The 15132-nt window shown below is 61.5% G+C and carries 10 protein-coding genes; all 10 read left to right on the top strand.

The window, feature by feature from the left end; translation table 11 throughout:
* The first annotated feature begins 3 nt into the window (after nucleotides 1–3).
* A complete protein-coding gene (locus tag CFII68_RS10330) occupies nucleotides 4–1437 on the top strand; it encodes a sigma-54 dependent transcriptional regulator (RefSeq protein ID WP_018609289.1) in 1434 nt (477 codons plus the stop codon).
* Between the two features lie 715 nt (nucleotides 1438–2152).
* Nucleotides 2153–3550, top strand: a complete 1398-nt coding sequence (locus CFII68_RS10335) for a polynucleotide adenylyltransferase PcnB (protein ID WP_018609287.1) — start codon at nucleotides 2153–2155, stop codon at nucleotides 3548–3550.
* Between the two features lie 3 nt (nucleotides 3551–3553).
* Nucleotides 3554–4039, top strand: coding sequence for a 2-amino-4-hydroxy-6-hydroxymethyldihydropteridine diphosphokinase (gene folK / locus CFII68_RS10340; protein ID WP_018609285.1), 486 nt, complete (start codon nucleotides 3554–3556; stop codon nucleotides 4037–4039).
* 366 nt (nucleotides 4040–4405) lie between these two features.
* Nucleotides 4406–5206 (top strand): 3-methyl-2-oxobutanoate hydroxymethyltransferase, encoded by an 801-nt coding sequence (panB, locus tag CFII68_RS10345; RefSeq protein ID WP_018609283.1) that lies wholly within the window; start codon nucleotides 4406–4408, stop codon nucleotides 5204–5206.
* Nucleotides 5203–6063, top strand: coding sequence for a pantoate--beta-alanine ligase (gene panC / locus CFII68_RS10350; RefSeq protein ID WP_018609280.1), 861 nt, complete (start codon nucleotides 5203–5205; stop codon nucleotides 6061–6063). The genes panB and panC overlap by 4 nt, the downstream gene beginning before the upstream one ends.
* A gap of 217 nt (nucleotides 6064–6280) precedes the next feature.
* The gene (gene panD, locus CFII68_RS10355) at nucleotides 6281–6661 is read left to right on the top strand and encodes an aspartate 1-decarboxylase (RefSeq protein WP_003205654.1); all 381 of its coding nucleotides are present in this window, start codon (nucleotides 6281–6283) and stop codon (nucleotides 6659–6661) included.
* A gap of 322 nt (nucleotides 6662–6983) precedes the next feature.
* Nucleotides 6984–8648 (top strand): glucose-6-phosphate isomerase, encoded by a 1665-nt coding sequence (pgi, locus tag CFII68_RS10360; RefSeq protein ID WP_014340245.1) that lies wholly within the window; start codon nucleotides 6984–6986, stop codon nucleotides 8646–8648.
* A gap of 235 nt (nucleotides 8649–8883) precedes the next feature.
* A complete protein-coding gene (gene acs / locus CFII68_RS10365; RefSeq protein ID WP_018609274.1) occupies nucleotides 8884–10821 on the top strand; it encodes an acetate--CoA ligase in 1938 nt (645 codons plus the stop codon).
* Between the two features lie 238 nt (nucleotides 10822–11059).
* Nucleotides 11060–12076 carry a class I SAM-dependent rRNA methyltransferase gene (locus CFII68_RS10370; protein ID WP_018609273.1) on the top strand — a complete coding sequence of 339 codons (1017 nt, stop codon included), beginning with the start codon at nucleotides 11060–11062 and terminating at the stop codon, nucleotides 12074–12076.
* Nucleotides 12077–12197: 121 nt separating this feature from the next.
* On the top strand, nucleotides 12198–15131 hold the full coding sequence (locus tag CFII68_RS10375; RefSeq protein ID WP_018609271.1) for a DUF748 domain-containing protein: 2934 nt from the start codon (nucleotides 12198–12200) through the stop codon (nucleotides 15129–15131).
* Nucleotide 15132: the final 1 nt, after the last annotated feature.

Raw genomic sequence — 15132 nt, 5'->3', positions numbered from 1 at the left:
TCAATGCCGCACATTTTGATCGTCGAAGACGAAACAATTATCCGCTCCGCCTTGCGCCGCCTGCTGGAACGCAACCAGTACCAGGTCAGCGAAGCCGGTTCAGTGCAGGAAGCACAAGAACGTTTCAGCATTCCCACGTTTGACCTGATCGTCAGCGACCTGCGCCTGCCTGGCGCCCCGGGCACCGAGCTGATCAAGCTCGGCCAGGGCACCCCCGTGCTGATCATGACCAGTTACGCCAGCCTGCGCTCGGCGGTCGACTCCATGAAAATGGGCGCGGTGGACTACATCGCCAAACCGTTCGACCACGACGAGATGCTCCAGGCCGTGGCCCGCATCCTGCGCGACCGACAGGCGGCGACCAGCAACCCGGTGGAGCCCGCTGGCAAGGCCAGCGCCTCGGCGAAAGCCGGCGCCAGCAACAATAATGGCGAAATTGGCATCATCGGTTCCTGCCCACCCATGCAGGACCTGTACAGCAAGATCCGCAAAGTGGCGCCAACCGACTCCAATGTCCTGATCCAGGGCGAGTCCGGTACCGGCAAGGAGCTGGTAGCCCGTGCCCTGCACAACCTGTCACGCCGGGCCAAGGCGCCGATGATCTCGGTGAACTGCGCGGCGATTCCGGAAAGCCTGATCGAGTCCGAACTGTTCGGTCACGAGAAAGGTGCGTTCACCGGCGCCAGCGCCGGGCGGGCCGGGCTGGTGGAAGCGGCGGACGGCGGCACGTTGTTCCTCGATGAAATCGGCGAGCTGCCGTTGGAAGCCCAGGCGCGGTTGCTGCGGGTGCTTCAGGAAGGCGAAATCCGCCGGGTCGGCTCGGTGCAGTCACAGAAGGTCGATGTCCGCCTGATCGCGGCCACCCACCGCGACCTCAAGAGCCTGGCGAAAATCGGCCAGTTCCGCGAAGACTTGTATTACCGCTTGCACGTGATCGCCTTGAAGCTCCCTGCCCTGCGCGAGCGCGGCGCGGACGTCAATGAAATTGCCCTGGCGTTTTTGGCCCGCCAGAGCGCGCGGGTCAACCGCACCGACCTCAAGTTCGCCCCGGACGCCGAACAGGCCATTCGTCATTACGCCTGGCCGGGTAACGTTCGCGAGCTGGAAAACGCGGTCGAGCGGGCGGTGATCCTGTGCGAGAGCCCGGAAATCTCCGCCGACCTGCTGGGCATCGACATCGAACTGAGTGACCTGGACGATGAAGAATTCATCGGTCTGGCCCCGCAACAGGGCGGCGCTGCCAACAACACCAGCCACGAACCCACCGAAGACCTGTCCCTGGAAGACTACTTCCAGCACTTCGTCCTGGAGCACCAGGACCACATGACCGAGACCGAACTGGCACGCAAGCTGGGCGTCAGCCGCAAGTGCCTGTGGGAACGTCGCCAGCGCCTGGGGATTCCACGACGCAAGACCGGTGCGACCAGCGAAAGCTGAGGTGTGGGGGTAACACCGCTGAATGTGAAAAAACTGTTACCTCAGCTTTTTCACGTAACAGAAGCCGGGGTTTACGGTAACGAAACCCCGGCTTTTTTTCGCCCCGAAAAAATGGTTATAACCCTAGAACCCCCAGTTTCTCTGGGCCTCGCAAAAGTTGGCACGCACCCTGCTATAGCTTTGGTACAAGAACAATAACAAGCAATGCAAAAGACAATAAAAATAAGACGAATCGACTCACGCACAATAAAAACAAGACGGCGAGAGGCGCAGCTAACTGATTCTTTTGGAGAGGCGTTGTATTTGGGGCTTGCCCCACAACCAGGCCGAGAACAATAAAAACTGTCTCAAGACAGGTGCCTGAACTGGTTGGATCGATAGATCACTGCAACACAGCGATCAAAGCAATCCGTTTGCTCTTGGCTCCCGATTGGGAGGGTCACGAAGGGAAAACCTCGTGACGCGGGCACTCAACAAAAACAAGAAGCCCGAAACCAATAATAAAAACAGAGCACGCAACTAATTCTGGGGGAGCTTCGGCTCCCCTTGTGGTTTCTGTCGTTCCGCCTCCCCGCAGCCTACAAGGCTTGTCGCTGAAGCTTGCAGCTCTAAACTGCTCCGTCCTACACCATCCCTCGACTAAATGCTAGAATCTCGGCCCATCATGCGGTCATTCTTCGTTTTTGGCCGAATATTCCTTCAAACAGTGCATCCCATGCTGAAGAAGCTGTTCCAGTCATTCCGTTCTCCCTTGCGTCGTACGCAACACATTCGCAGCACGCCTGAAGTGCTCAACAGCGGCCAGCATTCACTGCAAAAGGCCCAGTTCAGCCGTTATGCGGTGAACATCGTCGAACGCTTGCAGAACGCCGGCTACCAGGCTTACCTGGTCGGCGGCTGCGTGCGCGACATGCTGCTCAACATCACCCCCAAGGATTTCGACGTTGCCACCAGCGCCACGCCGGAACAGATACGGGCCGAATTTCGCAATGCGCGGATCATTGGCCGGCGCTTCAAGCTGGTCCACATCCACTTCGGTCGCGAAATCATCGAAGTGGCGACCTTCCGCGCCAATCACCCGCAAAACGATGAAGAGGAAGACAGCAACCAGTCCTCCCGCAACGAGAGCGGGCGCATCCTGCGCGACAACGTCTACGGCACGCTGGAAGAAGACGCGCAACGCCGCGACTTCACCATCAACGCCCTGTATTACGATCCGGTCAGCGAACGCATCCTCGATTACGCCAACGGCGTACACGATATTCGCAATCGCCTGATCCGCCTGATCGGCGATCCCAAGCAGCGCTACCAGGAAGACCCGGTGCGGATGCTGCGGGCCGTGCGTTTCGCCGCCAAGCTGGACTTCGGCATCGAAAAACACAGCGCCGTGCCCATTCGCGAACTGGCGCCGATGCTGCGGGAAATCCCTTCGGCGCGCCTGTTCGAGGAAGTGCTCAAGCTGTTCCTCTCGGGCAACGCCGCAGACACCTTCGAGATGCTCGTGGACCTGCAGCTGTTCGATCCGCTGTTCCCCGCCAGCGCCGAGGCCCTGGAGCACAACCCGACCTACACCCACACCTTGATCAGCGAAGCCCTGATCAACACCGACCTGCGCATCAAGCAGAACAAGCCGGTGACGCCTGCGTTCCTGTTCGCCGCGTTGCTCTGGCCTGCCCTGCCCGCCCGGGTGCTGCGCCTGCAAGAGCGTGGCATGCCGCCGATCCCGGCGATGCAGGAAGCTGCCCACGAGCTGATCGCCGAACAGTGCCAGCGCATCGCCATTCCCAAACGCTTCACGATGCCGATCCGCGAGATCTGGGACATGCAGGAGCGCCTGCCACGGCGCAGCGGCAAACGTGCCGACCTGCTGCTGGACAACCCGCGCTTCCGCGCCGGCTACGACTTCCTGCTGCTGCGTGAAAGCGCGGGCGAGCAGACCGATGGCCTGGGTGAATGGTGGACCGATTACCAGGACGCCAACGACAGCGAGCGCCGCGACATGATTCGCGAGCTCAGCGGCAAGGATGACGGCGCCAGCGGCCCGCGCAAGCGCCGTCGCAGCAGCGGTGCCAAGCGCAAGCGTGCCGGTGTACCGAGCGCATCGGGCGAGTAATCGATGGAACGCATCTACATCGGCATGGGCAGCAACCTGGCCGAACCTACCGAACAATTGCGCAGTGCCGTCCAGGCGCTGGCGCAATTGCCCGACACCCAACTGGTGGGGGTCTCGGCGTTTTATCAAAGTGATTCCCTGCTGCCCGGCCAGCCGCGCTACACCAACGCGGTGGCGGCGCTGGACAGCCGCCTGGCACCGCTGGACCTGCTCGATGCGCTGCAAGCCATCGAAACCGGACAGGGTCGCGAACGCCTGGAACGCTGGGGTCCGCGCACCCTGGATCTGGACATCCTGCTGTTCGGCGATCGCCTGATCGACGAGCCTCGCCTCAAGGTCCCCCACTACCACATGCAAGCCCGGGCCTTTGTGCTGTACCCACTGGCCGAGTTGGCACCCGCCGACCTGCGCCTGGCCGATGGGCGCTCACTCAAGGATCTGCTCGCGGCGTGCCCATTCGTTGGTCTGGAACGCTTTCCGCCGCACTGAAGCAGTTCCTCTTGTGGGAGCAAAGCTTGCTCGCGATTGCGGTGGGCCAGTGAACATTCATGCCGTCTGATCCACCGCCATCGCGAGCAAGCTTTGCTCCCACAGGATGCGGTACTGGACCGTCATGCCGGGGACACGCCTCTACGCTGAAACGCATCAGTAACCCCGGTAACACCCGGCGGTAACACATCCAATTGACTTCCCGAGTGCTCCTCACGACTATAGGCGTCCCGTTGCCGCCAATACGGCGCTGAAGGGCGCAATCCAGGCCTTACAAGCACCACACATAAGAAGGTGCGCCTGTATCGATAACGAATCATGCGCGTTACTTGCAGTAATTCACGAGCGCCTAATGAGGACTTTTTCATGCCAGCTATTACCCTGACCACGCTGCAAGGTCTCAAGCAAAAAGGTGAAAAAATCACCATGCTGACCTGCTATGACGCAACTTTCGCCCACGCCTGCAATGAGGCCGGTGTCGAAGTGTTGCTGGTGGGCGATTCCCTCGGCATGGTGCTGCAAGGTCACGACAGCACGCTGCCGGTGACCACCGCCGAGATGGCCTACCATGTGGCCGCCGTCAAACGCGGTAACACCGATGCACTGATTCTCGCCGACCTGCCGTTCATGGCCTACGCCACCCTCGAACAAACCATGACCAACAGCGCCATGCTGATGCAGGCCGGAGCCCACATGCTCAAGGTCGAAGGCGCGTTGTGGCTGGCCGATTCGATTCGGCTGCTGGCCGAGCGGGGTATCCCGGTATGCGCGCACATGGGCCTGACCCCACAATCGGTCAATATCTTCGGTGGCTACAAGGTCCAGGGTCGCAATGAGAACCAGGCACGGCAGATGCGCGCCGATGCAATTGCGCTGGAGCAGGCTGGTGCGGCGATGTTGCTGCTCGAATGCGTGCCCAGCGAGCTGGCGGAAGAAATCACCCAGGCGGTGAAGATCCCGGTGATCGGGATCGGCGCCGGCCACGCCACCGATGGCCAGGTACTGGTGCTGCACGACATGCTCGGCCTGTCGATCACCGGTCGCGTGCCCAAGTTCGTGAAGGACTTCATGGCCGGGCAGACGTCCATCCAGGGCGCCTTGAGTGCCTACGTCGCCGAAGTCAAGGCCGTAACCTTTCCTGGCGCCGAGCACGGGTTTTCTGCATGAACACCGTCAAAACCGTACGCGAACTGCGGGCCGCCGTGGCCCGTGCCCGCGGCGAAGGCAAACGCATCGCCTTCGTGCCGACCATGGGCAACCTGCACAGCGGTCATGTGGCGCTGGTCACCAAGGCCACGCAACGGGCCGACTTCGTGGTGGCGAGCATTTTCGTCAATCCGCTGCAATTCGGCGCAGGCGAAGACCTGGACAAATACCCCCGCACCCTGGCGGCCGACCAGGAGAAACTGCTCCAGGCCGGCTGCCATCTGCTGTTCGCGCCCAGCGTCGAAGAGATGTACCCCGACGGCATGGCCGGGCAGACCCGGGTCAGCGTCCCGCAATTGTCCGAAGGCTTGTGCGGCGCCAGCCGTCCAGGGCATTTCGAGGGTGTGGCGACGGTGGTCAGCAAACTGTTCAACATGGTCCAGCCTGACCTGGCGGTGTTTGGCCAGAAAGACTTCCAGCAACTGGCGGTGATCCGCGCACTGGTCCATGACCTGAACATGCCGATCCAGATCATCGGCGAGCCGACCGTTCGCGCCGAGGACGGCCTGGCACTGTCCTCGCGCAACGGCTTCCTCAGCCCGGATCAACGTGCCGTCGCGCCCGTGGTCTATCGCGTCCTGAGCCAGATCGCCGAGGCCATCAAACAGGGCCGACGAGATTTCCCGGCACTGATCGACGAGCAGCTCAAGCAACTCGAAGCCGCCGGCCTGCGTCCCGACTACCTGGAAATCCGTCACGCCAAGACCTTGCGTCCGGCATTGAGCGAGGACCGTGACCTGGTGATTCTGGTGGCGGCCTTCCTGGGCACCACGCGCCTGATCGACAACCTGCACCTGGACCTCGACACCCCCGCCTAAACCCACACCCGTCCCAATCTGGGAATTGGCCTTGTGGGAGCAAAGCTTGCTCGCGATAGCGGCCTGATATTCGGCATACGTGTCGAATTTGACCCCGTCATCGCGAGCAAGCTTTGCTCCCACATACAGACTGCACTTGCAAATCCCTCGCGTATTGCCGCCCCACAAGCCTTCAGGCAGACTGCCCGCCGTTCGGACCCGACCAGAGGAAACATTCATGCATGCCATCATGCTCAAGGCCAAGCTGCACCGCGCCGAAGTCACCCACGCCGTGCTCGATTACGAAGGCTCCTGCGCCATTGATGGTGAATGGCTGGACCTGTCGGGGATCCGCGAATACGAACAGATCCAGATCTACAACGTCGACAACGGCGAACGCTTCACCACCTACGCCATCCGTGGCGAGGAAGGTTCGCGGATGATCTCGGTGAACGGTGCCGCAGCGCACAAGGCCAAGGTCGGTGACCGCGTCATCATCTGCGCCTACGCCCACTACAGCGAAGCCGAACTGGTCAACTTCAAGCCCCGCATGCTGTACATGGCCCCGGGCAATGAACTGAGCCACACCAGCAATGCGATTCCGGTGCAGCTCGCCTGATCGAACCCGAACGATATCTGTGTACAAGCCTGTGGGAGCAAAGCTTGCTCGCGATAGCAGTGTGTCAGACGACATCCATGCAACTGGTCCATTGCAATCGCGAGCAAGCTTTGCTCCCACAGCGAACCATTCCCGCCCCCTGCTGTATAAAAAAGTACCGGGAATCGGTCAGACAAAGCCAAGACAGATCGCAACACGAGGTTTACTGTAGTCGCCCTGCGTCCGGCGATCGTGTCGATGCAGTGTCCGGACGCCCACCTCGAGCCGCGTCGGAATTTTTAGTGTACAAAAGGCCGTTCAAGTAAAAAGGAAACCCGCAGCGATGGCGTATTACCGAACCCCTCATGACGTGACCGCTCTGCCAGCCTGGCAAGCGCTGAATGATCACCGCAAAGCCATGCAGGATTTCAGCATGCGCGAAGCGTTCAATGCCGATCCGCAGCGTTTCACTCAATTCACCCTGTCGAGCTGTGGCCTGTTTCTCGACTACTCGAAAAACCTGATCAACGCCCAGACCCGCGACCTGCTGGTGGGCCTGGCCAACGAAGTCGACCTCAAGGGCGCGATCAAGTCGCTGTTCGAAGGCGAAATCGTCAACGCCTCGGAAAACCGCCCTGCCCTGCACACCGCCCTGCGTCGGCCGGTGGGCGACAAGTTGCTGGTCAACGGCGTCAACGTGATGCCGGACGTGCACAAAGTGCTGAACCAGATCACCGACCTGGTGGGCCGCATTCACGACGGCCTGTGGCGCGGCTACACCGAAAAGCCCATCACCGACGTGGTAAACATCGGCATCGGTGGTTCTTTCCTCGGCCCGGAGCTGGTGTCCGAAGCGCTGTTGTCCTACGCGCAAAAAGGTGTTCGCTGCCACTACCTGGCGAACATCGACGGCAGTGAGTTCCATGAACTGACCATGAAGCTGCGCGCCGAGACCACGCTGTTCATCGTCTCGTCGAAATCCTTCAACACCCTCGAAACCCTGAAGAACGCCCAGGCCGCCCGCGCCTGGTACCTGGCCCAGGGTGGCTCCGAAGCGGAGCTGTATCGCCACTTCATCGCGGTATCGAGCAACAACGCCGCCGCCGTGGCCTTCGGCATCCGTGAAGAAAACATCTTCCCGATGTGGGACTGGGTCGGCGGGCGCTACTCGCTGTGGTCGGCCATCGGCCTGCCGATCGCCTTGGCCATCGGCATGTCGAACTTCAAGGAGTTGCTCTCCGGCGCCTATTCCATGGACCAGCATTTCCAGAGCGCCCCGTTCGAGCAGAACATGCCGGTGCTGCTGGCGCTGTTGGGCGTGTGGTACGGCAACTTCTGGGGCGCGCAGAGCCATGCGATCCTGCCGTACGACCACTACCTGCGTAACATCACCAAGCATTTGCAGCAGTTGGACATGGAATCCAACGGCAAGAGCGTGCGCCTGGACGGTACGCCGGTGTCGACCGACACGGGCCCGGTGATCTGGGGCGGCGTTGGCTGCAACGGTCAGCACGCCTACCACCAGTTGCTGCACCAGGGCACCCAGTTGATCCCGGCCGACTTCATCGTGCCGATCGTCAGCTTCAACCCGGTTTCCGATCATCACCAGTGGCTGTACGCCAACTGCCTGTCCCAGAGCCAGGCACTTATGCTCGGCAAGACCCGCGCCGAAGCCGAAGCCGAGCTGCGGGACAAGGGCGCCAGCGAAGAAGAGGTGCAGAAACTGGCCTCCCACAAGGTGATCCCGGGCAACCGTCCGAGCAACACCCTGGTGGTCGAACGCATCAGCCCACGTCGCCTCGGCGCGCTGGTGGCGCTGTATGAACACAAGGTGTTCGTGCAGAGCGTGGTCTGGGGCATCAACGCCTTCGACCAATGGGGCGTGGAACTGGGCAAGGAGTTGGGCAAGGGCGTCTACAACCGCCTGGTGGGCAGTGAAGAAAACCCGGCCGAAGATGCTTCGACCCAGGGCTTGATCAACTACTTCCGCGGGCGTCATCGCGGCTGATCGTCCCCCCGCTCCCACAGCTCACCGCTGATCCCTGTGGGAGCGAGCCTTGTGGGAGCAAAGCTTGCTCGCGATAGCGGTCTGACATCAACCTATCTGTTGAATGTGACGCCGTCATCGCGAGCAAGCTTTGCTCCCACCAAGCTCGCACACAGTTGCTTTGTGCCTGACTTGAACCCTCTGGCTACTGGGCGCATCTTTATATCTTGTCGCAAAACAAGAATAAGGAACCGTCATGTTCGATATCAGCCAGTACCCCCAAGCCGATGCCGTCCGCCGGGCTGCGCAACTGAGTCAGGACGAGTACAAGCGGCTCTACAAAGAATCCATCGAACACCCCAGCGCCTTCTGGGCCGAGCAGGCCACGCGCTTTCTCGACTGGATGACGCCCTGGCAAACCGTCCAGCGCTATGACCTCAAGAACGGCGACGCGACCTGGTTCGCCGGTGGCAAGCTGAACGTCAGCGCCAATTGCATCGACCGTCACCTGGAAACGCGCGGCGACCAGACGGCAATCATCTGGGAAAGCGACGACCCCGCCGAATCGGCAGAAATCACCTACAAAAAACTACACAACCATGTGTGCCGCCTGGCCAACGTGCTGAAAAGCCGTGGCGTGAAGAAAGGCGACCGGGTCTGCATCTACATGCCGATGATCCCCGAGGCCGCCTACGCCATGCTCGCCTGTACCCGCATCGGCGCGGTGCATTCGGTGGTGTTCGGTGGTTTCTCACCGGACTCCCTGCGCGACCGGATCCTCGACGCCGATTGCCGCACCGTGATCACCGCTGACGAAGGTGTCCGCGGCGGGCGCTTCGTACCGCTCAAGCGTAACGTCGACAAGGCCCTGGAAAGCTGTCCGAACGTCAGCACCGTGCTGGTGGTCGAGCGCACCCAGGGCGAGGTGGACTGGGTTGAAGGTCGTGACCTCTGGTACCACCAGGCCATGCATGACATCAGCGACGATTGCCCACCCGAACCGATGGACGCCGAAGACCCGCTGTTCATCCTCTACACCTCCGGCAGCACTGGCAAACCCAAGGGTGTGCTGCACACCACGGGCGGCTATCTGCTGCAAGCGGCGATGACGTTCAAGTACGTGCTCGACTACCGCGACAACGAAGTGTTCTGGTGCACCGCCGATGTCGGCTGGGTCACCGGCCATAGCTACATCGTCTATGGCCCGCTGGCCAATGGCGCCACCACGCTGATCTTCGAGGGCGTGCCGAGCCACCCGAGCAGTTCGCGTTTCTGGCAGGTGATCGACAAGCATCAGGTCAACATCTTCTACACCGCGCCGACCGCCCTGCGCGCGTTGATGCGCGAAGGGCCCGGACCGTTGCAGGAAACATCGCGCAAAAGCCTGCGATTGCTCGGCACCGTCGGTGAGCCGATCAACCCGGAAGCGTGGGAATGGTATTTCAACGTGGTCGGCGAACAGCGCTGCCCAATTGTCGATACCTGGTGGCAGACCGAGACTGGCGGCATCATGCTCAGCCCGTTGGTGAGTGCCCCACGGCTCAAGCCAGGCTGCGCCACCCGGCCGATGTTCGGCGTGCAACCGGTCTTGCTGGATGAAGTGGGCAAGGAAATCAATGGCCCCGGCAGCGGCGTACTGGCGATCAAATCCAGTTGGCCCGGGCAGATTCGCAGCGTCTACGGCGATCATCAACGCATGGTCGACACGTACTTCAAGCCCTACCCCGGTTATTACTTCACTGGTGATGGGGCGCGCCGCGACGAAGACGGCGATTACTGGATCACCGGGCGCATCGACGATGTGATCAACGTCTCCGGGCATCGCATCGGCACCGCCGAGGTGGAAAGCGCCCTGGTACTGCACGACAACATTGCCGAAGCCGCCGTCGTCGGTTACCCCCACGACCTCAAGGGCCAGGGCATCTATGCCTTTGTCACGCCGATGAACGGGGTCGAGGCCAATGACGAGTTGAAGAAGGAACTGCTGGCCCACGTCAGCAAGGAAATCGGCAGCTTCGCCAAACCGGAACTGATCCAGTGGGCACCGGCGCTACCCAAGACCCGTTCGGGCAAGATCATGCGGCGCATCCTGCGCAAGATCGCCTGCAACGAACTCGACAGCCTCGGCGACACCTCGACCCTGGCCGATCCAAGTGTGGTGGAGGGGTTGATCGACAAGCGCCTCAATCGCTAAGCCAAACAACTCGGTTCCCCTGAGGCATCGAGTCCTTGCGCCGCTGGACTGTGGGAGCAAAGCTTGCTCGCGAAACAGGCACCTCGATTTCTGAAAGACCGCATCGCCTGCATCGCGGGCAAGCCTTGCTCCCACAAAGCACCTGGCCATTAGGGGGACTAGCTCACATCTGTATGCAATACCCGTGTTTACAGAACTGCTAAACTCCCGCGCCTCATTTCTCTAAGGCGCGCCCGGCATGTCTTCCTTGAATCAGGCGCTGCGCGCCGCCCTCGACCAGCGCCAGGAGCTGCTCGGCCAACTGCACCAGCAAGGCACCGACTGCTATCGCCTGTTCCATGGCAGCCAGGAAGGCGCCCCCGGCCTGACCATCGACCGCTACGGCCCGCAACTGCTGGTGCAGAGCTTCCACCAGTCGCTGGAGCGCGACGACCTGCTGCAACTGCACGGCATCGTCAACGAACGGCTGGGCCTGGACACTCTCTTGGTCTACAACGATCGCGCCCGGGGCAATTCGCGTGTCGACCGCCAGGACACCGTCTATCAGGCGGACGAGGCCGCCCTGCAAGACCTGGTCGGGCATGAATGGGGCTTGAATTATCGCGTCCGCGGTCGCCATGCCGGGCAGGATCCACTGCTGTTTCTCGACCTGCGCAACGCCCGGGGCTGGGTCAAGGCACACAGCCGCGACAAAAGCGTGCTGAACCTGTTCGCCTACACCTGCGGCGTCGGCCTGAGCGCCGCGGCCGGTGGTGCGCGGGAGGTGTGCAACCTGGACTTCGCCGAAGGCAACCTGGCGGTGGGCCGCGAAAACGGCCTGCTCAACCCCGATTTGCCGCCGATGGAATTCGTGCAGTCGGATTACTTTCCGGCGATTCGCCAACTGGCCGGCCTGCCCATCAGCCAGCGGCGCGGGCAGAAACTGCCCAGCTACGTGCGCCTGGAGCAACGCCAGTACGACCTGGTGCTGCTCGATCCACCGGCCTGGGCGAAAAGTGCGTTCGGCACCGTCGACCTGTTGCGCGATTACCAAAGCCTGCTGAAACCGGCGCTGCTCACCACCGCCGACAATGGCGTGCTGATCTGCTGCAACAACCTGGCAAAAGTGCCCATGGACGACTGGCGCGAACAAGTGCTGCGTTGCGCGGAAAAGGCCGGCCGCCCGGTGCGCGAGTGGAGCGTGCTGACGCCCGGCAGCGATTTCCCCTCCCAGGACCAGCAGCCACCACTCAAGACGCTGATCCTCCAGCTCTAGGCCCGCGTCGGAATTCTCACCGAGAAAACCAGACAAATCTCATAAATCACAGTGGCTTCGGAACCGTAAACGCATGCCATACTCCAAGGCATTCCGAATTCACACCAAGATGAAGCCGCACATGCCCAAAGGATTGATTCGCGCCATCGGCGCTCTGTTGACCGCACTGGCCCTCTACAGTCTGTTGGGCTTTCTGATTTTGCCGGGCATCGCCTTGCGCATCGCCAACCAGCAATTAGCCGCCCTTGCGACGGTCCCGGCCCAGATCCAGCGCATCGAACTCAATCCCTTCAGCCTTGAAGTCACCCTCTGGGGCCTGAATATCGGCGAACCGGGCAAGGAACAGGTCGGCTTCGAACGGCTGTACGCCAATTTGCAACTCGACAGCTTGTGGTCCGGCGCCCTGCACCTGGTCGACATCGAGCTGGACAAGCCCAAGACCGAAGTGGTGTTCGCCAAGGACGGTCAGTTGAACCTGCTGGGTCTGTTCAAGCTGCCGGCCAGCGAACCGACGCCCGCCGACCCCGAGGCCAAGCCGTTCCCCCTGCGGGTCGATCGAATCAAGTTGGCCGGCGGTTATGTGCATTTCCAGGACCTGCGCCCCAGCGAGCCCATTGAGTTTCTCTACGACACCCTCGATTTCGAGCTGAAGAACCTCAGCACCCTGCCCGACGACAATGCCGACATGACGCTGGTGGCGGTAGGTCCCAACGGCGGACAGATCGACTGGACCGGTAATTTCAGCCTCACCCCGATTGCCTCCCAAGGCACGCTCAAAGTCACCGACGGCCAGATGAAAGCCTTTTGGCCCTACGTGCGCGACGCCGTACCGCTGGTGTTGGAAAACGGTGTCCTGAACCTCAGCACCGACTACAAGCTCAACCTGGCCAAAGGCACCGAGCTGCTGCTCAACAACATCGCGGTCAGTGTCGCGCCCTTCGCCATCAAGGCGCCCGATGGCCGTCCACTGGTGAAGCTCGAACGCCTGGACGTGAGTGAAACCTCGGTGGACCTGGCCAAGCAGCAAGTTATCGTGGGCAAGATCCGCAGCCAGAAGCTGGAAACCTGGGCCGCTCGCGAGGCGGACGGGCAACTGGACTGGCAGAAACTCTTCGCCAGCCAGCCGGCCAAACCGCAGGTCAAGGCTGAGCCGGCATCTGCCCCGGCGGCGGCCGACTCGCCAAAAGCTGAACCGGCACCGCCGAGCAAACCATGGCAGGTGATGTTGAAGGACGTGCAGCTACGCGACTATAAGGTGCACTTGGCTGACCGTCAGGCCCAGCCCGCCGTGGCACTGGAGGTCGGCCCGCTGAACCTCGACCTGCAGAACTACGACACCCTCAACGGCTCACCCTTTACCCTCAAGCTGGACACCGGGATAGGCAAGCAGGGCAAGATCCTCGCCGACGGCGAGGTCAACCTGAACCCGATCACCGCCAAGCTCAAGGTCAAGACCCAGGACGTCGACCTGCGCGTCGCCCAGTCGTACATCAACCCGTTCATTCGCCTGGAGCTGCGCTCCGGGATGCTCGGCAGCGACCTGGCAGTCGACCTCAAAAGCACCGTGCCACTGGCATTTGCCGTCACCGGCCGCGCCCAGGTCGATCAGTTGCACACCCTCGACACGCTCAAGACCCGTGACTTCCTCAAGTGGCAGCGCTTGGTCCTCGAAGGCCTGAACTATCAGCACGGTGACAGCCTGTCCATCGACAAGGTCAACCTGTTCCAGCCTTACGCGCGCTTCATGATCAACGACGACCGCACCACCAACGTCGATGACCTGCTGATTCCGCAACCGGCCGACAGCGGCACCAAGAAAACTGCGGCAAAACCGGCGTCCCAGGAAAAACCGCTGGGTATCCACATCGGCGGCATCGCCATCAATGACGGTTCGGCCAACTTCGCCGACTTCAGCCTGACGCCCAATTTCGCCACCGCCGTCCAGCAGCTCAACGGCCAGATCGGCACCATCGACAGCCACCAGGCCAAACCGGCCAGCGTCGACATCAAGGGCAAGGTCGACCGTTACGCGCCTGTCACCATCAAGGGGGCGGTCAACCCCTTCGATCCGATGGCCAGCCTCGACATCGCCACCAGTTTCAAACGGGTCGAGCTGACCACCCTGACCCCCTACTCCGGCAAGTTCGCCGGCTATCGCATCCGCAAGGGTCGGCTCAATCTCGACCTGCATTACCGGATCACCCAGGGCAAGCTCCAGGCGGAGAACAAAGTGGTGGTCGAGCAACTGCAACTGGGTGAGAAAGTCGACAGCCCGGACGCCGTGAGCCTGCCACTCAAATTGGCCGTCGCATTGCTGAAGGATTCCGAGGGCAGGATTTCCATCGAACTACCGGTTTCCGGCGATCTCAACGACCCGCAATTCAGTGTCATGCCAATCGTCTGGCAGACCCTGCGCAACCTGGTGGTCCGCGCGGCCCAGGCGCCGTTCAAGCTTATCGGTGGGCTGGTGGCCGGTGGCGGCTCGGAAGATCTGGGCAGCGTGGCGTTTGCGCCGGGCTCCAGCGACCTGAGCAAGGACAACGAAGGCACACTGCTCAAACTGTCCGAAGCCCTTGGCAAACGTCCGGAGCTGCGCCTGGAGATCGAAGGCACCGCCGCCGAAAGCAGCGACGGTCCGTTGCTCGCCGCCCAGCGCCTGGAGCGCGAGTACCAGTACAACTACTACAAGATGCTGCAGCGTCGGGGCGACAAAGTCCCGGCCCAGGCCTCGCTGATACAGGTGCCCGAGGACGAAAAGGCGCCGCTGCTCGAAGGCATCTACCGCACCCGCCTCAAGACCCAACCGCCCGCCGAATGGACGCAACTGGACAAAAAGGCGCGCATCGAGAAACTGCGTGAAGGCGTGATCAAGTTCTGGAGCGGCAGCGACGTGCTGTTGCGTCAACTGGGCCAGGAACGGGCCAGCAGCATCAAGGACTTCCTGGTAGACAAAGGCCAGTTGGCCGACGACCGCGTGTATTTCATCGACGCCAGCCTCGGCCAGGCCGAGAGCGATGGCCGGGTGATTACCCCGATGCATCTGGATGCCGAATAAG

The organism is Pseudomonas sp. CFII68, from assembly GCF_000416195.1.
In the GTDB taxonomy this organism is placed as follows: Bacteria; Pseudomonadota; Gammaproteobacteria; order Pseudomonadales; family Pseudomonadaceae; genus Aquipseudomonas; species Aquipseudomonas kilonensis.
This window is presented reverse-complemented; position numbering and strand designations above follow the sequence as displayed.

Excerpts from the sequence above, each read along its gene's own strand:
- CFII68_RS10330 (WP_018609289.1), top strand. The coding sequence starts at position 4 with ATGCCGCACATTTTGATCGTCGAAGACGAAACAATTATCCGCTCCGCC.
- CFII68_RS10335 (WP_018609287.1), top strand. The coding sequence starts at position 2,153 with ATGCTGAAGAAGCTGTTCCAGTCATTCCGTTCTCCCTTGCGTCGTACG.
- panB (WP_018609283.1), top strand. The coding sequence starts at position 4,406 with ATGCCAGCTATTACCCTGACCACGCTGCAAGGTCTCAAGCAAAAAGGT.
- acs (WP_018609274.1), top strand. The coding sequence starts at position 8,884 with ATGTTCGATATCAGCCAGTACCCCCAAGCCGATGCCGTCCGCCGGGCT.
- pgi (WP_014340245.1), top strand. The coding sequence starts at position 6,984 with ATGGCGTATTACCGAACCCCTCATGACGTGACCGCTCTGCCAGCCTGG.
- CFII68_RS10370 (WP_018609273.1), top strand. The coding sequence starts at position 11,060 with ATGTCTTCCTTGAATCAGGCGCTGCGCGCCGCCCTCGACCAGCGCCAG.
- panD (WP_003205654.1), top strand. The coding sequence starts at position 6,281 with ATGCATGCCATCATGCTCAAGGCCAAGCTGCACCGCGCCGAAGTCACC.
- folK (WP_018609285.1), top strand. The coding sequence starts at position 3,554 with ATGGAACGCATCTACATCGGCATGGGCAGCAACCTGGCCGAACCTACC.
- panC (WP_018609280.1), top strand. The coding sequence starts at position 5,203 with ATGAACACCGTCAAAACCGTACGCGAACTGCGGGCCGCCGTGGCCCGT.
- CFII68_RS10375 (WP_018609271.1), top strand. The coding sequence starts at position 12,198 with ATGCCCAAAGGATTGATTCGCGCCATCGGCGCTCTGTTGACCGCACTG.